General features: G+C 47.0%; 18 protein-coding genes and 1 tRNA gene. 10 read left to right on the forward strand and 9 right to left on the reverse strand.

The features are described 5' to 3' along the window. Positions 1-174: 174 nt before the first annotated feature. From ACINK7_RS03730 to ACINK7_RS03740, 3 genes are all read right to left on the reverse strand, one after another. Positions 175-777, reverse strand: coding sequence for a nuclear transport factor 2 family protein (locus ACINK7_RS03730; RefSeq protein ID WP_404359954.1), 603 nt, complete (start codon positions 775-777; stop codon positions 175-177). 9 nt (positions 778-786) lie between these two features. Next, positions 787-2,418 carry a cytochrome P450 gene (locus tag ACINK7_RS03735; protein WP_404359955.1) on the reverse strand — a complete coding sequence of 544 codons (1,632 nt, stop codon included), beginning with the start codon at positions 2,416-2,418 and terminating at the stop codon, positions 787-789. Between the two features lie 107 nt (positions 2,419-2,525). Further along, positions 2,526-3,536 carry an ornithine cyclodeaminase gene (locus ACINK7_RS03740; protein ID WP_404359956.1) on the reverse strand — a complete coding sequence of 337 codons (1,011 nt, stop codon included), beginning with the start codon at positions 3,534-3,536 and terminating at the stop codon, positions 2,526-2,528. A gap of 78 nt (positions 3,537-3,614) precedes the next feature. On the opposite strand from ACINK7_RS03740, the gene ACINK7_RS03745 reads away from it, so the two are divergent. Both ACINK7_RS03745 and ACINK7_RS03750 read left to right on the forward strand, forming a co-directional pair. Continuing rightward, complete coding sequence (locus tag ACINK7_RS03745) at positions 3,615-3,842, forward strand: hypothetical protein (protein ID WP_404359957.1); 228 nt, start codon at positions 3,615-3,617, stop codon at positions 3,840-3,842. Positions 3,843-4,008: 166 nt separating this feature from the next. Next, positions 4,009-4,704 (forward strand): SDR family oxidoreductase, encoded by a 696-nt coding sequence (locus ACINK7_RS03750; protein ID WP_404359958.1) that lies wholly within the window; start codon positions 4,009-4,011, stop codon positions 4,702-4,704. A 38-nt stretch (positions 4,705-4,742) separates the two neighbouring features. Here the strand turns inward: ACINK7_RS03750 and ACINK7_RS03755 are convergent, their stop codons facing one another. Genes ACINK7_RS03755 through arsC form a run of 4 tightly spaced genes read right to left on the reverse strand, consistent with a single transcriptional unit; the run spans position 4,743 to position 7,120 of the window. After that, complete coding sequence (locus ACINK7_RS03755) at positions 4,743-5,684, reverse strand: ketopantoate reductase family protein (RefSeq protein ID WP_404359959.1); 942 nt, start codon at positions 5,682-5,684, stop codon at positions 4,743-4,745. Continuing rightward, the gene (gene hda, locus ACINK7_RS03760) at positions 5,671-6,375 is read right to left on the reverse strand and encodes a DnaA regulatory inactivator Hda (RefSeq protein ID WP_404359960.1); all 705 of its coding nucleotides are present in this window, start codon (positions 6,373-6,375) and stop codon (positions 5,671-5,673) included. The genes ACINK7_RS03755 and hda overlap by 14 nt, the downstream gene beginning before the upstream one ends. Before the next feature lie 3 nt (positions 6,376-6,378). After that, on the reverse strand, positions 6,379-6,726 hold the full coding sequence (locus tag ACINK7_RS03765) for a DUF2069 domain-containing protein (protein ID WP_404359961.1): 348 nt from the start codon (positions 6,724-6,726) through the stop codon (positions 6,379-6,381). A gap of 46 nt (positions 6,727-6,772) precedes the next feature. Continuing rightward, the gene (gene arsC / locus ACINK7_RS03770) at positions 6,773-7,120 is read right to left on the reverse strand and encodes an arsenate reductase (glutaredoxin) (RefSeq protein ID WP_404359962.1); all 348 of its coding nucleotides are present in this window, start codon (positions 7,118-7,120) and stop codon (positions 6,773-6,775) included. A 751-nt stretch (positions 7,121-7,871) separates the two neighbouring features. Between arsC and ubiA the strand changes: the two genes are divergently transcribed. From ubiA to ACINK7_RS03785, 3 genes are all read left to right on the forward strand, one after another. Then, complete coding sequence (gene ubiA, locus ACINK7_RS03775; protein WP_404359963.1) at positions 7,872-8,744, forward strand: 4-hydroxybenzoate octaprenyltransferase; 873 nt, start codon at positions 7,872-7,874, stop codon at positions 8,742-8,744. A 15-nt stretch (positions 8,745-8,759) separates the two neighbouring features. Beyond that, the gene (locus ACINK7_RS03780) at positions 8,760-9,575 is read left to right on the forward strand and encodes a YdcF family protein (RefSeq protein ID WP_404359964.1); all 816 of its coding nucleotides are present in this window, start codon (positions 8,760-8,762) and stop codon (positions 9,573-9,575) included. Positions 9,576-9,639: 64 nt separating this feature from the next. Beyond that, positions 9,640-9,715, forward strand: a tRNA-Thr gene (locus ACINK7_RS03785). A gap of 405 nt (positions 9,716-10,120) precedes the next feature. Here the strand turns inward: ACINK7_RS03785 and ACINK7_RS03790 are convergent. Together ACINK7_RS03790 and ACINK7_RS03795 are read right to left on the reverse strand one after the other, a co-directional pair. Next, positions 10,121-11,374 carry a glutamate-5-semialdehyde dehydrogenase gene (locus ACINK7_RS03790; RefSeq protein ID WP_404359965.1) on the reverse strand — a complete coding sequence of 418 codons (1,254 nt, stop codon included), beginning with the start codon at positions 11,372-11,374 and terminating at the stop codon, positions 10,121-10,123. A gap of 482 nt (positions 11,375-11,856) precedes the next feature. Beyond that, complete coding sequence (locus ACINK7_RS03795; protein ID WP_404359966.1) at positions 11,857-12,156, reverse strand: DUF5710 domain-containing protein; 300 nt, start codon at positions 12,154-12,156, stop codon at positions 11,857-11,859. A 973-nt stretch (positions 12,157-13,129) separates the two neighbouring features. On the opposite strand from ACINK7_RS03795, the gene ACINK7_RS03800 reads away from it, so the two are divergent. The 5 genes from ACINK7_RS03800 to ACINK7_RS03820 all read left to right on the forward strand — a co-directional run bounded on the left by ACINK7_RS03800 (position 13,130) and on the right by ACINK7_RS03820 (position 20,137). After that, a complete protein-coding gene (locus tag ACINK7_RS03800) occupies positions 13,130-15,160 on the forward strand; it encodes an HDOD domain-containing protein (RefSeq protein ID WP_404359967.1) in 2,031 nt (676 codons plus the stop codon). A gap of 64 nt (positions 15,161-15,224) precedes the next feature. Next, positions 15,225-15,995: a ceramidase domain-containing protein gene (locus ACINK7_RS03805; protein WP_404359968.1), complete on the forward strand. Its 771-nt coding sequence runs from the start codon at positions 15,225-15,227 to the stop codon at positions 15,993-15,995. A gap of 117 nt (positions 15,996-16,112) precedes the next feature. Beyond that, positions 16,113-17,246, forward strand: a complete 1,134-nt coding sequence (mltB, locus tag ACINK7_RS03810) for a lytic murein transglycosylase B (protein WP_404359969.1) — start codon at positions 16,113-16,115, stop codon at positions 17,244-17,246. A 22-nt stretch (positions 17,247-17,268) separates the two neighbouring features. Then, positions 17,269-18,093 (forward strand): DUF3530 family protein, encoded by an 825-nt coding sequence (locus ACINK7_RS03815; protein WP_404359970.1) that lies wholly within the window; start codon positions 17,269-17,271, stop codon positions 18,091-18,093. 1,315 nt (positions 18,094-19,408) lie between these two features. Next, on the forward strand, positions 19,409-20,137 hold the full coding sequence (locus ACINK7_RS03820) for a VPLPA-CTERM sorting domain-containing protein (protein ID WP_404359971.1): 729 nt from the start codon (positions 19,409-19,411) through the stop codon (positions 20,135-20,137). The last annotated feature ends 24 nt before the right edge of the window (positions 20,138-20,161 follow it).

The raw sequence follows: 20,161 nt of genomic DNA on the forward strand, positions 1-20,161 counted from the left end.
GCTTCAAGTGTGAATATTACCTGAAGTGTTGAGTTTATAGCATACGGAAACCTGCACGCTAAAGAAGGGGTTCTGCATCGTACTCTGCGGGACGGGTTTTTAACCCGTCCTGCTAAATCCTGCCAACGGAAGGGGCAGAAATCGCCACGGCGCCTTTGCGTGAGTAATTATATTTCAACGATTGAATAAAGCGATTCGCACCATCGCAAAGAAACCTTTCAGTTTTTTCCCGAAGCTAGGCGGTTTACGCAGGCGCTCATGACCCGGCAACAACTGGCCTTTGGCCAACTTGCCGATTTTCCGTTTGACGGCCGGGTCGAGCTTGCCGTCGGCGGCTAATTCGAAGAATAAGGCTTTCACATTGCCCAGATCGAAAAAGTCGCGTTGCCATTCCCATTGATAATTGCCGCCGTAACGAAACCACGAGCCGCCGATGCCTTCGACTTGATAAGGCGTTCCGTCATCGCGCGAAGCAGGAGAGACTTGGGTCCATAAGCCTATTACTTCACCGATTTTTTCGTCGATCAGGATGCGGTGATAGGGATAACGCCATTCTTCGAAGCCTTCCATTTGCACACCCAAAGCCCATTCTTCGATTTCTTTACGGCTGCGCGCGACGAATTCTTCATTCGGGCCGATATTCCAACGGTACTCGGCGTCGTCGGTATACATCGGGCCGAGGTGTTTGGGCCAATTGCCTTCTTTTTCGGCGTCCCGGTTGGCCTGAAGCCAGCGTTCGACCATTTCTTCCAGTTCTTCTCTCGGATATGCAGGCATCGTCGCTCTCTATTTTAATTGAATTTTAATGGCTTGGGTCGGGCAATATTTTTCGGCTTGCTTGGCTTTGTTCAACAAATCCAGCGCCGGGTTTTCTTGTAACACGGTCAAGTTGCCGTCGTTATCGACCTGGAACAGTTCAGGCGCCTCGCTCATGCAAGTGGCGTGGCCTTGGCAAAGTTCCCGGTCGATGATGATCCGAAAGGATTCTCCGGTCGGGGTTTTTTCGGCCGTGTCGGCTTCCGATGCTTGGGGCGCGGTATCGTCAATGGCTTGACGTTTGCGGTAACGAACCCGGCACGGCGATACCGGTTGTACCACCATTTGCGTAAAGTCATCTTGATAATGGTCTTTGGCGTCGGTCAACTCGAAGGTATAGCGGCGCAGCAGCACGGCAATGATTGCTTTGAGTTGCAGCATCGCGAACGCATTGCCGGTACATTTATGTTTGCCGCCGCCAAACGCGATCCAGCTGAACGGCTTGGCGTCTTCTTGGCGCGCTTCGGTATAGCGCTCGGGATCGAATTTTTCAGGTTCGGGAAATATTTCCTCGATGCGATGCGATACTCGCGGCGACGTGCAGACATATTTCCCGGCCTTGACCGTGTAATCCTTGAAATGAAAATCCTGCATGACCTTGCGAATCAAGAATATCAGCGGCGGGTGCAGACGCAAGACTTCTTTGATGACATTTTCCAGCAGTGGCATTTCGCGCAGGGATTGAAAAGTGACTTCACCATCCGCGCCGAATAATTGATCCAGTTCGCTCAATACGGCTAGCATGTGCTCGGGCCTGCGTGCTAGCTCAAGCAGGGTCCATGCAGCGGTGCCTGCTGTGGTATGGTGTCCGGCGAAGATCGTGCCGATCAGCATGCCGGTAATTTCATGGGGCGACAGGCTGCTGCCGTCGTCATATCGGGCGTCGATCAAGAGTTGAAAGGCGTCTTCGCTCTTCTCGGTTTTTTGCGCGCGCTTGGCAATGATGCCGGTGACCAGTTCCTGAAGCCTGGTGCGCGCCTTGTCACGGCGGCGGAAGACCGGCAGCGGCAAATAGGGAAACACGAAGGCGAGGGGATTCACGCCTTTTTCGAGATCGTGATAGATTTGGGCGAATTCTTCATTCAATTCATAGCGGAATTCGTTGCCGAGCAGGCAGTGGCTAGACGTGTAAATCGTCAATTCCTTCATGAATTCCAATAAATCGATCTCGCCGCTGTCGCCCCAGTCGGCAACCATTTGCTCGACTTCGGCGACGATAATTTGCGCATAGCCGCGCATTGGTTTATCGCGCAACACCGGCATCAGCATTTTCAGTTGTTGATCCTTTTTATCCGGCGGTGCATCGAAAACCACGCCCTTGCCGAAAATAGGCGTCATGATTTTATAGGCCTGGCTTTGGTCGAGTTGCGTGTCGGGCGCGCGAAAAAACGCCTCGTTCGCCTCGGGGCCGGTCATCAGCACCATGCGTTGATGAAACATGCGGAATTCGCCGATTTCGCCGAGCGTATTTCTAAGCTTCATCATGTAGTTGAAGGGATTCTTGCCGAAGTCGAGCATGTGCCCGATCAGTGGCAACGCGCCGGGCATTTTAGGCGGTACCTTAGTGGAAGAAGCGGGTTTTTCGGAATTGATTGTATTCATGTCTTAGGTGGGAAAAATAATAAATTAACCATGCTAATAGCCGATGATCCGGGATGAGTTGAATTGAGACTGTAGCCTGGCGACAGCAAATGGTACGCGAAGTCTTGTCAGGAGGCCAAAAAACCGAATAAATCTTTAGGGTCGTCTACTTCGGGCAACATGACTATTTCGGTGCCAAACTTTAATTCGGTAGCAAGTTGGTAGACGATGCGAAGCATCGAAAAGTCTTCCAGAGCGAAACCTACCGAATCGAATAGCGTGATTTCTCGATCATTGTCACGCCCGATTTTCGTTCCGCAAACCAATTCCGCTAATTCGGCATGGATCAATCCGGCATCTCCTTGTTGAATTTCGCCTTCGATTAGGCTTTGCTGCGTATATTCGACGACGAGTTTGACTTGTCTTAGCAGTTCCGCCGGTAATTCGGTTTTGCCGGGGCAGTCGCCGCCGATTGCGTTGATATGTGTGCCTAGCGCGATATCTTCAAAAGCGAAAAGTATTTGTCGATGTTTGGCGGCTGTTGCTGTCGTTATAATATCGGCGCCATGCGCGGCTTCGGCGATACTGCCGCATGGCTTCAATTCGAAGGGTCGATTGGCCAGGTTTCGGGAAAACTTGGACATCGCCAGACTGTCGATATCGTAATATCGGACTGTTTTAAGCGCATAGTGCCCGGCGAAAGCGATCGTCTGGAATTCCGCTTGTGCGCCGCTACCGATGATAGCCAAGGATTTGACATCGCTCCGCGCGAGATAACTTGCCGCTAGTACGCTGGTAGCGGCAGTTCTTATCGCGGTTAGCAAGGTCATGTCGCAAAGCATCAAAGGGTAGCCGTTGCCTGCGTCGCTGATTTGGCCGATCGCGGCAACGCTGAGTTTACCGTTTCTAATATTACCGGGGTGTCCGTTGACATATTTAAAGGTATAAAATTCGTTATCGGCACAGGGCATCAATTCAATGACGCCTTGCGGATAATAGGTAGCATGACGCGGCGATAAGTGGAATGAATCCCAGCGGGAAAAGTCCTGTTTCAAGGCCTTAGTCGCTTTTTTAATAAAATGCTCAAGGCCAACATGGCGGGTCATGTCTCGAATGTCGCTTGCGGTTAGAATGAGCATATCGAATCTTGTAAGTGAATGACTGAAATACCTTGATTTGTGTTAGTTTACCGTTCATGAAGATCACTGTTAAATTATTTGCCGGTTTTATTGCCCGACGGCTATTCGGTCGATGCCGAAACATGGCTATTAAAAGAATCAGGGAGGTTGCTGAAGGTCCGTATGCACAGCACCTCCGATCGTGTGTTGGGCAAGCTTCGCTTGCCGCAGTTACGCGTTGAATTCGAGTTTGACGCGTATTCCGAACAGGATGTCGACGGTTTTATGTGTCGGCTTTTACGGCTATATCATCGAGGCGGCGGTTAGTGGAAGGCAAAACTTGCTGAACAGAGGATATTGAGCATCAGTGGCTTTCTCTCACTTAGCGTTAGGTGAGGGAAAGCCCCAAACGTCGGGCGGCAATATAGGGTATCGAGGTCGCCTTGGCTAAGGAACAATCATAAAAATTTGTCATCGATAAGGAGTTAGTACCATGCAAACTATTTTAGTTACCGGAGCCAATCGCGGCTTAGGTTTGGAATTTTGCCGTCAATATGCCGAGGCGGGTGACAGGGTTATCGCGGCGTGCCGGCATCCCGATAAATCCGAAAAACTTCAGGCTTTGGCGGCGAGGCATGCGAGTATTCGAATCGAAGCCTTAGATGTCGCCGATTTTGCGCAAATCGATGATCTATCGGCGCGACTGGCCAATGAAACCATCGACGTTTTGATCAATAATGCCGGCGTTTACGGCGATAAGTCGGGAGGCGGCTTCGGTAATTTGGATTATCAGGCTTGGTCGCATACCCTGCTGGTCAACACGCAGGCGCCGGTTAAAATGAGCGAGGCTTTTTTGCCGCAGCTTCAGCGTAGCGACAAAAAATTGATCGTGGCATTGAGCAGTCAAATGGGGAGCATTGCCGATAATTCCAGCGGCGGCAGTATTTTGTATCGTTCCAGCAAGGCTGCCTTGAATGCCGCGATGAAAAGCGTATCGATCGATTTGATGGATCGCGGGGTGGGTGTGCTGATTTTTCATCCGGGTTGGGTCAGGACCGATATGGGCGGACCGAACGGATTGATCGATGCCGACGAGAGCGTCACCGGCATGCGTAAGATGATCGATGCCTTTTCGCTTCGGCAAAGCGGTAGTTTCATCAAATACGAGGGGTTGACGATGCCTTGGTGATTCGTTGGCCGCTAAGTGGACTGGGCGCCGTGTTTGTGTTAATCGGTGTTCGGATCCTGAGCGAGTTGTAATTCTCGCAATTTCATTAAGGCATAGAGCGTTTCCAGGTGCGGGCAGGGTACGTCTTTTCGCCTCGCGGCATGTACGGCATTGCCGAGTATCGCTTCGGTTTCCATCGGACGGCCTTGTTCGTAATCGAGCAGCATGCTGGTTTTGTAGGGCGGCATCGTGTGCGTGTTGGCGATATTGCGTTCGATGATGTCTTCGGCCAATGTGTGTCTGCAGGCCGAGGCGATCGCGACAACTTCTCGCATGATGCCTCGCACCAAGGGTTCTTGTGTGCTGAGAATGTCTTGAGTCGCCAAGCCTCCGGATAACACCGACAGCGGATTGAATGGCGCATTCCAAACGCATTTTTGCCAGCGCGCGCCGATGATGTCGTCGGTAATTCGGCATTCGATGCCGGCCGCATTGAAAAAGGCGCCAAGCTGTTCGGCTTTGGGGCCAATAGTGTTGGTTAAGCTGCCCAAGGTCAATCGGCCGTAGGCCAAATGAGCTATTTGTCCGGGTCCGGTTCTGTTGCAACAGATGAAAGCCAAGCCGCTGATGATTTCGTTGTCTGGAAAGGCATCGATGAAAGCTTGTTCGGTTTCAACGCCGTTTTGTATAAAGACGATCGTGGTGCTATACGAAACTGCGGGACGGATGAGCTCGAGGTTTTCCGAAACATCGATCGCCTTGGTGCAGAGCACGACATAATCGGCTTGTTCCGGATAGTCTTCGGAATGTTGCAAGACATGGTGCGGCTTGAAGTGCCAGTCGCCCAGGTCGCGGCTTTCGATTGAATAGCCGGATTGTTCGATCAGGTTGAATTCGGACCGGCATACGACCGATACCTCGGCGCCGGCTTTCGCCAATAATGCGCCGTAAAAACCGCCGATCGCGCCGGCGCCGACGATAAGTACTTTAATCGGTTTCATCTTGACTGAGAAATTGTTTTAAAAAAGGCAGCGTCAATTTACGTTTTGCGGCCAGCGTTGCATGATCCAGTCGATCGAGCAAGCGCCACAACGAGGCTAAGTCTCGGGCATAATGATTCAGCAAAAAACGGCCGACCGTGGGATTGATTTCAAAGCCCATTTGTTTGGCTTTAAAGGCCAGAGCCTCAATGCTTTCTTGATCCGACAGTTCCTGAAGTTTTAGAGTCAATCCCCAGTTGAGCCGGGTTTTTAGATCGGGCAGTCGGATGGTCAGCCAATTGGGCGGACAATTCGAAGACAGTATTAACTTAAAGCCACGATCCCGGTGGCGATTATAGAAATTGAAAAATGCGAGCTCCCAGTCCGAGGTTTCGGCAATCGCATCGATATTGTCGAAGCAGACGACTTCGTAATCTTCAAGTCCGCTTAGAATTTCGGTGCTAGGCAAAGCGTCCGCTAAGAAAGAATAGTAAAACGTAGTTTTTTTTAACTCCTGGGCCAATTGACAGCAGGCTTGCAATAAATGGCTCTTGCCCAGGCCAATATTACCCCAAAGATAAATCTGCTGCTCTCCGGTACCGGAAACGCAATCTTTCAGGTGGCCGATAATTTCCCGGTTTTTGCCCGGATAGAAATTGGCAAAGGTCAGATTAAACTTGTGTTCGAAAAGTAACGGTAATTGCTCGGCCATGCATCAAGGCTTTTTTTTATGATAACGAACATAAAGGCTTGCGCCGACAAACAGCATTAAACTGAAGGTCACTTCCAGTAACGCATAAGGCCTTTGTAATGGATTGGCATAAGCTTCGACCGACCCATGGATAAAATAAAGCAAACTAATATAGGCTGCCCAGGCGCAGCTTCTCGCTTTACCCGCAAGCAAACCGCGCATCGGCAATAATAACGGCGAAACGCTCAGCAGCAATACCAATGCGGTAGGCAGTTGATCCGGCGGCGTCAATACGGTAGGCCAGGCCATCAACAAACCAAACAGCCCGAAAAAACCGGCTAAGGCGATGCGGTGATAATGTTTTGCAGTCATTGGCCGGTCTTAGTTATTAGTGTGAGCCATGTCGAGCCGGAACAAGTTATAAAATTTCCAGAACGTGTTCGGGAGGACGTCCGATAGCCGCTTTGCCGTTAGCTAGCACGATCGGTCGCTCGATCAATTTAGGCGTTGCGACCATGCCGGCTATCAAGGCTTGTCGGTCTAGCGAAGGATCGTCCATGCCGGTTTCCTTATACTCGCTTTCGTTGTTACGCATCAAATCGCGCGGCTCGATGCCAAGTAGATTGAGGATTTCGTTTAACTCATCTGCGGTAGGCGGGGTTTTTAAGTATTCGATTATTTCAATATCGAGACCTTTGTCCTGCAGAATTTGCAAGGTTTGACGCGATTTGCTGCAACGGGGATTATGATAAATTTTGACAGTCATCGTTATTGGCCATGCTCCAAGTTTAAAACAATACATGATTACGTAGAGCTTTTAGCCAAATCGACAAGACCCAAGTTGCCCATCATAACGGTATGGATTGCCGGTATCGAGTGTACAGGGAAGAACAATACTGGATCGGGTCTCATCCATATTCATGTGCCGGATAAGATTCCGATTTTAGCTGAAGCTCGTAATTAATCATGAAACATTATGATAACATCATTTATGCGGGCGGCAGATGGGAAACGAAGCGCCTACCTAAAGAGGCCGCTTAGGAACGAGCATGAAATAACTTCGACAACTGTTAGAAGGGGGTTCGGTGGCTCGATTGACAGGTGTCGGCGGCAGGGCAGATTTTTGCTCCTGCAAAATCTGCATTCATGCCATCCTTGGCAATCAGTCGCCGCCGTCAAGCCTACATGGATGTATTCACCCAGCACCTAAATCCAGCACCTAAATTCCATAGCCCATTGGCTATGTTTAATATCATGGCTAATTTAGGTGCTGGATGAATTCCATAGCTCATTGGCTATGGTTAAACTATCTTGGATAATTTAGGTGCTGGGTTCACGGCGTCCTGTCAAGCGAGTCACCGGACCGCCGCAAAGCCTACTACTTTGTAGCAATTATTTTGTGCAAATTCCTTAATTTTTTAAAGAGTAAGGCGCGCCGGCTAAAAGGTTGGGGTTTCGTTGTAATCGATTCGCCGTCCCTGCATTTTTTAACGTACTTAGGACAAAAAGGTAAGTCATTGAATACTCAAGCTATCGTCGACAGGGCAAAACTTTATTGGCGCCTGGCCCGATTCGATCGCCCGATCGGTATATTGATACTCTTATGGCCCACACTGTGGGCGCTTTGGTTAGCCTCGAGCGGTTCGCCGGATTTGAAAATTTTGACCGTTTTCGTGTTAGGTGTCATTTTGATGCGAGCGGCTGGTTGCGTGATCAATGACTATGCCGATCGCGAATTCGATCCTCATGTCGAGCGCACCAAACAGCGCCCGATCGCTACCGGAGAGGTGCGGCCTAAGGAGGCATTGGCGCTCTTCGTCGTATTGAGCCTTATCGCATTCGGTTTGGTTTTATTACTGAATACGATGACTATTTTGCTATCTATTGGCGGTGCTATTCTAGCTGCCGTCTACCCGTTTATGAAGCGCTATACCCATTTGCCGCAAGCCTTTTTGGGCATGGCTTTCGGTTGGGCCGTGCCGATGGCTTATGCCGCCGAAACGCAAAGTTTGCCGTTAGCGTCGTGGGTATTATATCTAGCCGTGATTTTATGGGCCTTGGTTTACGACACTATGTATGCGATGGTCGACAAAGATGATGATTTAAAAATCGGTGTGAAATCGACCGCGATACTATTCGGCGATAAAGATAGGGAGATTATTGGTGGCTTGCAGATCGTTATTTTGATGCTGTTGGTTATTGTCGGTCGATTTGAACAAATGGGCTGGATTTATTATGCGGGGCTAACCGCTGCCGCCGGATTTTCGGTTTATCAACAGAAGCTGATTGTTCATCGCGAAAAAGCCGATTGCTTTAAAGCGTTTCTCAATAATAACTGGTTCGGTTTGGCTGTGTTTACAGGTGTCGTTGTCGATTATTTAATGGGCTAATCGGTGCTCAAGACGATGGATTCGGCCTTTTATTGGGTGTCGAAACTGGTTTGGGACTTATTTGCTCCGGATCATTTGTTGTTGATTTTGCTGACTCTGGTTTGCGGGTTGTTTTGGTCGGGCTACCAACAAATAGCGCTTTATGGGTTCAGTGTCTTGGTTTTCTTATGCTGGTTGATTGCTTTATTTCCGGTCGGTAGTTGGCTGCTGCTTCCTTTGGAAACAAAATTTCCGGCGAACCCGCCGTTGCCGGAGCATTTGGACGGCATCATTATGCTCGCTGGCGCTGAAAAAATCGACGCCAGCTATGCCTGGCAACAGGTCGAGCTAAAAGCTTATTCGGAACGCGCGTTGACCTTCATGCAGATGGCTAGAAAATATCCTGATGCAAGATTAGTCTTTACCGGAGGATTGGGTAGTAAGCAGGATAAGAATTTTCAGGAAGCTGACGTAGCCTCGCAACTTTTCGAGCAGCAAGGCCTCGATGTTGGGAAAATCGAATTCGAACGGCGCTCGAGAAACACCTATGAAAATGCCTTGCTGGGCAAAGAATGGGTAAAGCCGAAAAAAGGTGAAAAATGGTTATTAATCACCAGCGCTTCACATATGTCTAGAGCGGTAGGCGTATTTTGTCGGGTCGATTGGCCGGTCATTCCGTATCCGGTCGATCACTGGACAGTGCCGGGCGAATCGACAAGTCTCGGTTTTGCGTTCGGCGAAAATTTAGAACAATTGACTTATGGCGTCCGAGAATGGCTAGGATTGGCTGCCTATCATATGACTGGTAAAACAAGTGCTTGGGTGCCGGGTACGTGTTCAAATGAGCCATAAACAGTAAAGAAAAATAAAAAATACTTGCAGCAAAAAAAATGTTCTGTATAATTTCGGCTTCTTCGCTGGTGTAGCTCAGTTGGTAGAGCAGCTGATTTGTAATCAGCCGGTCGCGGGTTCGAGTCCCATCACCAGCTCCAACAAATTCAAAGGCTTAGTCGGTTTCGACTAAGCCTTTTTTGTTGTTTTTCCAAAATACTGTCCAAAATTATCACGATCCAGTCGGTTTAACAATTTCCGGCTTGCGGTTGAGCGCAATGTTAGGCATTTAATTTTGCTCTGACTCCAGTTATTTCCTATACCAGCTCCATGCTGGCATAGGGCCTACATGAACGGCCCCGGTGCCGAATTTAATCTACGCTGGGTATCGGTTAATCTTAAAAAGAGCAGTTGAGATCCTCAAGCCACCGTTCGCTCTGAGCCCTGTCGAAGGGTGAAGGGTAGTTTGAGGCTTCACTAGGCCGGTGAAAGTGTTGTAGGTCCTTCATGCTTCGACTTGGCTCAGCACGAACGGTCTACAACACATGCCAACTGCCCTTTTCAGGTTAATTCCTCAAATGGCCGTTGCCATAGGCCACCCACTTGTAGGTTGTCAATTCATCCGGCCCGACCGGGCCGCGGGCGTGTAGTTTGTCGGTGCTGATGCCGACTACCGATCCCAAGCCGTAATCGCCGCCTCCCGATAATCTTGTGGAAGCATTGATCAATACCGAGGCTGAATCAACCTGATGCTCGAATTGTTGAGCCATGTTAAGGCTTTGCGTAACAATGACATCGGTATGCCCCGACCCATAGTGATTGATATGATCAATCGCTTCATTGATGCCGTTGACGATTTTTATTGAAAGTATCGGCGCCAGATATTCGCTATGCCAATCTTCTTCTGTCGCTGGGGCAATGCCTGGTAAGAGCTTTTGTGTCTTTTCGCAGCCGCGTAGCTCGATATTGTTTGCGTCAAATGCCGCCTGAAGCAGCGGTAGCATTTGTTCCGCGCATTTTTGGTCGATCAATAAGGTTTCAAGTGCGTTACAGACTTGAATGCTTTGGCATTTCGAATTGATCGCTAGATCGACCGCTTGAGCAGGGGCCGCGTCTGCCGCGATATAGAGATGACAGATGCCGTCGTAATGTTTGATGACAGGAATTCGGGTACCTTCGGCGATACGTTTGATCAAGTCCTTGCCGCCGCGCGGAATCAACACGTCCACATAGTCGTCCATCATGAGCAGTTCTCCAACAGCTTCATGGCCTGGCATGCGGATAATCTGTATCGCATGTTCCGGAAGTCCTGCAGCTACAGCGCCTTCAATCATCGCATCTGCCAGGAGCATGTTAGTTTGCAGTGCTTCCGATCCGCCTCGCAAGATGACGGCATTACCGCTTTTGATACAAACCCCGGCGGCATCGGTGGTGACATTAGGCCGCGATTCGTAAATGATACCGATGACGCCAAGCGGCACCGATTTTTTAAACACCTGAAGCCCGGCGGGATTGGTATGACCTTCGAGTACGCGATTCAATGGGTCCGGCCTCCGAGCGACTTTATTTAGCCTGGATATCATGTATTGAAAAACTTTATCGTCGATCATCAAACGTTTGACCAATGCATTGGACTGCCCGGCTTGCCGAGCTTTTTCGACTTCTTCGGTATTGACTTCCAAAACTCGGCGTTTAGCTGATTGAAGCGAGTCGACCATTTTTGAAAGCGCAAGATTACGCAGTGACTCTGATGTCGATGATAATTGACGTGCCGCAAGACGGCTTTGTTTGGCAATGGCTTGAACGGAACTGCTATTCACAATGGATCCATGGTTACTTTTTAAAGGCTGAAGGTTAGCAGTAAATCGATAGCGGCACAAAATCGATCAATTTGATTACGAGCTTCGAGTGGCTTTATTTGCTGTTGTTTTCTGAGTTTCTTTGCTCGGTGGCGACAAGTGAAAAGAATTACAAAGCTCAGTGTTGCGGGAGGTTGTGCCTTTTGCACTTCAAATTTCGGCGATGCTTAAGGAGGCGCCGGGGTGATCGGTCCCTCACCTAACGCTAGGTGAGGGATTGGCATAGAGTCTATATGGACGTATTCATCCAGCACCTAAATTCCATAGCCCATTGGCCATGGTTAATTGTCTTAGATAATTTGGGTTCTGGGTTCTGGGTTCTGGGTTCTGGGTTCTGGGTTCTGGGTTCTGGGTTCTGGGTTCACGGCGACTTTTGAGGGTCATCCCGGTGCCGAATTTTGATTTTTCGATGAGTATATTTTGTTTATTTTCACAAGATAAGTTTATTCCCATGGCGGCTCATCACCGCTATAGGCTACAAAGTCTTTATCTGTTGCATAGGTAATAACGCCCGAGCCGACGTTATTAGTTGTGTGGCTTCTTTTGGATGAAGCCGATCCAGTATCGGAAGCCACAGTCGACTTGGGTGCTGCGTCTTGTGATTGCCATTGCGCAAAAAGTGATATGTCTTTATTGCCTGGGACATACCATTTCTTTTGGGCAGGATCCCATCTTGCGCCGAGCGCTTTAGCCGCATCTTTTTGAGCATACGGCACATTCAGGTAAGTTTTTGATTCAGCCATTTTTTTCAGTAAGTACCCTAATGCGCTGTTTTATGCGAAGCTAGTCGGTTTAAAGTTGATTAAACTAAAGAAACGATCGCGTAGATTTGCATACGATTTTTGTATAGGCGACCAAATGCCTGGTAAGACACGAAGACAAAATGCAGCGATGTTCTCCCCTTCGGCCTCTTTAACAACAAAAATAAAATAAATAACGGTTAACACATAAATAAACTCTGACATATTTGCGTCCTGATAGCATTGATTGTTCTTGTAATTTTCCGTCTAAAATGATGATTCGGAATGTGCTTTCATTTCTTGTTGGCGAGTGAATATAGCAGAAGTTACTCAAAATAGGTAAGCGAATGTAATTCAGTTCATCGGGGAAATCAGAGCGGAGGGCAAAATATCACTGGACAATTGCTTGATACGTTTCATAGTTCTCAAATATCTGCTTGAAAATCATATAACCTTTATCCTAATTCTGTCGGTTGGATCCGGGGTAGGCGCTTCCGAGTCGTTCAAGAGATCGCAGTTCGTGGTGTGCTTAAATCAAGCCATAATGAGTTTGAGAAATGTATAGGTGTTAATGCCGGATCAAAACGCATTTCGACAAGATTTAAGGATTTGCTCAAAAATAACTTCTTTATTTTTCAATGTATACCCATCGCAGGTCAAAATTCGGCACAGGGGTGCCTCCTTAGGCACTGCCGAAATTTGAAGTACGAAAGTTATAGAGTAGGTAGGTTCGGTAACTCGATTGAAAGGTGTCGGTGGCTGTCAAGCGAGTTGCCGAATCCGTACCTAAGCACATAGGTTCAGAAAGTTATTTGTCACGAAATCCTTAGTACGAACAGAAGGTGTTAAAACTATTGAAATTTTATGTTCTAGGGTAGAGGTTATGGGTAATTGCGCATTGCCGGCTTGATGTTTTTCACATAATCTACCTGCATTCTGCAATTTTTAACGATAATCGATATAAGCAGCCACTATTATGGATAACAATACCGCTTCAGCAAACGAAGATTTGCTTGGCTATCCCGCAGGGATTGCCAAGGCGGCTCGCGCGGTTCTAAAAAAGGAAGTCAGGCATTTGCAGTTGATTCCGGCTGCAGCGATTAAATTACTTAAACTTACCAACGATGAAAACACCCGGGTAAAAGATCTATCGAAAGTGATCGAGACGGAGCCGGCGTTGGCGGCTAAAGTGCTAAGGATAGTTAATTCGGCGGCATTTTGTCTGCCTAAAAAAATCACTTCGATCAAGCATGCGGTCAATATGCTCGGGTTTTCAGCCGTTAGGCAGGCCGCCTTGGATCAGTTATTTTATAATCGGCTAATCCGGCATAAATCGAAGCAATCGTTCAATCAGATGTTTTTTTGGCAGCATTGTTTGTTCGTCGCATCGATGAGTAAGGCGATTGCCGTAACCTTGAAACATCCCGATCCGGATATGATTTATACAGGCGGTTTGTTGCACGATGTCGGCAAAGTCGTGTTGGAAAGTTACGGGCGTGTGTCTTATAGCGATTATTTAACGGCATACGATAAAAGCGATCAATCGCTGATGGAAAGCGAGAAAACTTTCTTCGGTTTAACGCATACCGAAATCGGTTTAGTTTTCTGCGCGACCTGGAACTTACCGCCTGCGATTACCGCAATGATCGGCTTTCATCACGAAATGCCGTCCGCCGACTCCCCGTATGCTCAATTTAAAACCGAGACCGCGATTATTTCGTTTGCCAATTATATTGCTTGGGTTCAAGGTGTGGGGTCTAGCGAAAAAATTTGTAGTCCGGATTTACAAGAAGAGGTCTTAAAAATTATCGATATCGATAAGTTGAATTTGGAGCAGTTACTTGAACATGTCGATCGCGAAATGGCCAATACCCGGGAGTTTTACGGTATTTCATTTCCCAATATTCATAAACTGAGAGCGACATTGGTGCAGGCGACGATTAAACTCAGCGTCATCGGCAACAAAACCCGGCATGAAAAATCGAATGGGGGCAATGCTGGGGTGGCCTCGAACGGTTCAATTCTAACGATCCCTCACCGGAGTCTCGATCCGGAAGAATTCTTACCGTGGACTTTAGAGGCGATTCAAAGCGATTTCGGTTTCGATCGAGTCATAATGTTAAATATCGACCCGAAACGCCGGGGCTTGATTGCCGCGCATTGGTGGCCGGAGTCGATTCTTGAAGACGAACTGCAACCGTTCGAAATTCCAATCGGTGAAGTCACCGGTAAATTGTTGGATTGCCTGCGCAACAAAAAGCCGGTCTTGATAAGAAAGGACGATAGTCTCGATCGGCAGATGCTTCATCGAATCAATGTCGACGAGTTTATCGCAATGCCTGTCTTACGGCATAACAAGTTGGTCGGTGTACTCTATGCCGATAATTCGTTGAGTGGTCGGGGAATGGATGAAAAGGTTCTCGGTGAAATATTGCCGATCGTTAATGAACTGGGTATCGCGTTGATGAATGCCAAGCAGTATACCTTAGCTAGAAAGGAGTCGCAGATCGATCCTTTGACGCAATTATTTAACAAACGTGTCATCAATGAGTTTTTAGCTCGTCTTTTCGAAAGCGAACCGCAGGTATTAACAAAAATCGCGGTAGGTTTTATCGATGTCGACCGATTTAAGCACTTTAATGATGTATGCGGCCACCAGGCAGGTGACGATGTATTGAAGATTGTTGCGGATATTTTGCGGAGCATGACGCGTCCAGGCGATTTGATCGGCCGCTACGGTGGCGAAGAATTTTTATTTGTGTTGCGCAATACCGATCAAGCTGGCGCATCAGGGTATGCAGAAAGAATACGGGGTGAAATAGAGCAGCGTGGTAAAGTCATGAGCGAGCGGTTTCATGATCATGAACTAACGGTTAGTGTCGGATTGGCTGTGTATTCTCCGGGGTATAAAAGTTATCCTGCGATGATCGAGGCGGCCGATAAGGCGATGTATCGAGCCAAACATAGTGGAAGAAATCGGGTGGTTGTTTATCAGGAGAATATATAACTAAATGATATATATAATAAATTACCGGGTATAATTCTTTTTTGCAAATCTCGAATGATGCTTGATGATGACAAATAATCTCGACTATCGGGCTTCGATATTGATCGCTATCGCTTTGGCTTCTGTGATTGTAATGTTTTTTTTTCCGGCAATTCCCCAAGACCGGTTTTATCATGAGTTTGCCGACCAAAGGAAAATACTTGGTATTAAACATTTTTTGAATGTGGCGTCCAATTTGCCATTTATCTTGGTGGGATTAATCGGTGTTAAGACTCTTTTTTTCGTCGATCGTTCTAAAATCGTCGTTGTCATTTTACCGTATTACATACTGTTTTTTAGCAGCGTAGCCTTGGTGGGATTCGGTTCGATTTATTATCATCTGGAGCCGAATAACCGCACGTTGATTTGGGATAGATTGCCGATGACCTTGGCATTTATATCATTTTTTTCGGTGATTGTCGGCGAGTATATATCTGAAGAGGTCGCATCTAAGTTACTGTATCCGCTACTGTTGACAGGGTTGGCTTCCGTTTTATACTGGCACTATAGCGAGTTGCAAGGCCGTGGCGATTTACGTTTATACGGTCTAGTTCAATTCTTGCCATTACTGCTGATGCCGTTAATATTAGTGATGTATAAACCCCGTTTTACCCATGGGCTGGCCTATTGGATTTTTTTCGGTTTATATGGTGTGGCGAAGGCTTTTGAAGTCGCGGATAGTAGTGTTTACTATTGGTTATATGGTATTAGTGGGCATACTCTTAAGCATTTGCTCGCGGCATTAGGGTGTTATGTTTTTCTTCGGCAAATCGCAGAAAGGCAACGGTTATCTTAATGCACCGTGGGCTAAGAACACTATTGTGGATTGGAATAAATTTTTTAACTCTTAATTTGAATTTAAGGACACTATAATAGATCTCCGAATCGAGTTTTTCCGCCAGGTAACCTAAAGATGTATAAAAAACTAGCTGTAGTCATTTTAATGCTAACCGGATGTTCCTCAACGGCTCAGCAGTACCCGCCGTTTCAGAAATCTGCCGATCAAGCGTCCGATCCGGTTGTTGCGAATCCGATTGCTAAACCCTTACAGCCTAAACAAATCGGTCCCTATCTTGCCGCGTCAGTTTCCGGAGATTATGCCGGGTATAGTGATTTGTGGCGTTTTATCGATGAAATGGTTCTAAAACACGGCTTCAATCGAGACTATTTAAACGGCTTATTTTCACAGGCCAAACGCAAACAATGGACCTTGGATTATTTGCATAAATCGGATCAAGCTTCAAAATCGAGAGCGGAGCCGGCGCCGGGCGGTTGGACGCGTTATCGCGCGAAATTCTTGGATGAACGCCATATCAATAGCGGTGTTTCGTTTTGGATGAAACATGGCGAGAGTTTGCGTCGCGCGGAGGATAAATACGGTGTTCCGGCAGAATATATTTTAGGTATTCTCGGTGTTGAAACCTCCTATGGCGGTTATATTGGAAATCACCGTATCATTGATGCTTTGACGACTTTAGCATTCGACTATAAAAGGCGCGGTGACTATTTTCGGGGCGAACTCGAAAACTTTCTGATTATGGCCGGCAAGGAAGGTTTCGATCCGTCTAAGCCGGTTGGTTCGTTTGCCGGCGCGATGGGCTTGGGACAGTTTATGCCGACCAGTTTTCTAAAATGGGCCGTCGATTTTAACGGTAATGGTCGCAAGGATTTATGGAGCCCTGAAGATGCTATCGGCAGCGTGGCCAATTATTTCGCGCAACACGGTTGGCAATCGGGGCAACCGATTGTGACGCCCGCTAAACTGAACGGTGCGCAAGCTCATACGCTTGAAACCGGTGTCAATCATCAATATACGCTGCCTCAATTCAAGCAAGCAGGCGTTATTCCAGCGCGCTATTGTCAATGCGATGGGCCGCTGCATTTAGTATTGCTGAGAAAATCTATTGGCGATGACTATTGGATTGGTCATCGCAATTTTTATGTCATAACTCGCTATAACCAAAGTTCTTATTATGCGATGGCGGTACACGATTTGGCGATGGCGATCAAATCGCGTTACCGGAAAACGCAAATGGTTTCCCGATGATTGGCAAATGAGTCGTTAAACGGTGAATAGGCTGAAATATTGGTTGGTATTTATCGGTGGATTCTGGAGCTTTGTTTGTGGCGCAACCGATGTCGCCCGCGAAGCCGATTATGCCGAACGAATTACCAAAACCTTGAGTGTCGGCGAAATGGTTTGGCTACAAGCGAATGATCGCAAATTCTTAAGTATCTATACCGAGACCGAATATCCGGACATCAAAGAAGCGGCAATTATATTGCACGATAAAGGCGCGCATCCGGACAGAAAACCATTGATTCATGAGCTTAGAACCGAATTACCGAAACATCGTTGGTCGACGTTAGCCCTACAGATGCCGTTAAGAGAATCTGGGGCCGAGGTGGAAGATTATTTTGACTTGTTTGTCGAGGCGACGGCACGTTTACGAGCGGCGGTAAATTTCTTGGAAAAAAAGGAATACGAAACTATTGCGATCGTCGGTCATGGTATGGGGGCATTGATGGCTTTGCAGGCTTACAATGATTTGCAAGACGATATTAAAGCATTGGCGATAATCGATATTCCGGCAACGCGTAATACAGCCGCTAGAACAGTGGAATGGATTAGGCGGGCCGAGCTTCCGTTGCTTGATCTATTGGTTAGTCGTGAGATACCGAATGAGGCCTTTAGCTCTGCGAAAAGGCGCTTGGCGGCTAAAGACAATACGCATTATCGGCAAGTTAGCATTAACGATGATGAAGCTATGATGGTCAAGCGGGTATATAGTTGGCTAAGGCGCACAATGGAGACGCTTGCATCAGCCGAGAATGACGAAGAAACTGCCGAAAAAGAATCTGCTAAAAACGAAGCCGATGCTCAAGGCATTTAGCCCCTTGGCAAGCCGTCCATGGCTGTGGATGCCTGTTTTAGAGGCATGTGGGAAGGGTTTGAAAGTTTAAAGTTAAGCGCTTCGAACCGGTTGATTAGCCCAAAACCGTTATTTTCGGTAAAGGCCGGCTTGTTGCGCCATAGGCCAAACAAAAAGCTACATCAATTGAATGGCAACCAATACAGTGACGGAAACAAGCTGTAACACCACCATCTTGATCGAACCGCTTCGGTCTTCACTTTTTGTCATTTGTCGAACGGCAACTTTTTTCATGATAATCCCCTTGAACAAGAGTAAATCGAAAATAACATGACCCTTTGAAAAGGAATCTAAAACAGATTACCTCGTAATCCCACAATTCCAAATTCAATTTAAATTAAGCAATATTACTGCCAGTTTTATAAACGAAGCATTGAGCTGGGCGCTAATGGGCTATATTCGTCATTGTATAAGGATTGGAAGTCTTATTGAAACAGCCTAATCGCAAAACTGAGTAGGAATGCTGTGTATCCGATTTGTCTTTTTTGCACCAACATAATGCGCTATTCGATACAAAAGCGTCAAAAGAGGTACTGAGTTTTTGCAAAAATACCGAGGGATAAAGGCGGGTAAAATGTGTGTTATTTCACATTATTGTTATGGCATATCACTCAGTTTTAAAAAAATGTTTTTATACAAATCAACCTGTAATCTCTCTAGTCCCCTAAGTTAAAAGGTTACATGCATAGTGGCATAGATATTGATTAGGAATTGAAGACGTCCGTTGGAAGCAAGGCGACAAACACCATTTGTTAGATTAATTTTGGTAGCAGACCGGCCGTCACAGTGCGTGAATAATTAAATTCCATCTAAGTGACATTAGTCGTAACGATTGCGGAAAGTGATAAATTTAAAGAAGTCCTTTTCCATATTTTAATGGAAAGATTAAGTGTTTACATATTAATGCGATGTCAAGTACTCACGCATTCGTTTAGGAAATAGCTACGAAACCTAAAACGATAAGGATTTGGTCGTAAATAACTTCCCTATTTTACGGAGGGTTCGGTTCCTCGATTGGCAGGTGTCGGCGGCAGGGCAGATTTTTGCTCCTCGGCAATTGCTCCTGCATTGCCCTAATACACGCCATCCATGGCGTAATGCAAAATCTGCATTCATGCCATCCTTGGCAATCAGTCGCCGCCGTCAAGCCTACACGGACGTATTCGCGGCGTCCTGTCAAGCGAGTTACCGAATCCTCAACAAAGCGCATAGTTCCAGGAAGTTATTTATCACGAAATCCTAATAATCAATAAAATAAAACAATGAGGTTGAAAGAATGAAGCATTTGGCACAATCTTTAGCAGTAGTCGGTTTGATAAGCGGCTTGTTCATGACGCCGGCTCAAGCCGCTAGTACATTACCCGTTGAAGGAATCATTTATAAAGTAGAAGAGGGAACAACTTTCGATACTTGGAAAATCGTGATGCAGTCGGCAGGAACATTTAAGGTTAATTTGTTGGCATACGAAAGTACGAGTAACTCGTTGGATGATGCAGTCGACTTAAATGGGGACGGCAGATTTACTTATTTAGATCCGGATACTCATTTTTACTTGGATAATGGTTCCGAAAATCCCCTGCTCAACGCTGCAAATCATTTGGCGCGTTGCGACGATATCAATAATAATTGTAATTCCATAAGCAACGATATTATTACGTTAAATAGTCTAAGCGAGGAAGAAGGCGCGGCAAACGGTTCTATTCATTTTCGCAGGGATCCCGCTTTCGAAGTTACATTGGCCGAAGGTAGTTACCTGTATCTTGTGGCGGATTATCGGTTGACAACCGATGAAGCCGCGGCAGGCATAAATTTAGGTGATTCCATAAGAAACAACGGAGACGATGGTAACTATCGAATCGATTTTAGTTCCGATACGATGGCTTTTAGCCGCTCCGGGAATACGATTACGGTTTCTGCTGTTCCGCTCCCGGGTGCAGTGTGGTTGTTCGGTAGCGCGCTACTAGGTGGCTTGGGAATGGTTAGGCGAAATGCACTTTGGGGATAAACAAAGTGAAAGCTTAATATACAT

This window comes from Methylotuvimicrobium sp. KM1, from assembly GCF_044788715.1.
In the GTDB taxonomy this organism is placed as follows: Bacteria; Pseudomonadota; Gammaproteobacteria; order Methylococcales; family Methylomonadaceae; genus Methylotuvimicrobium.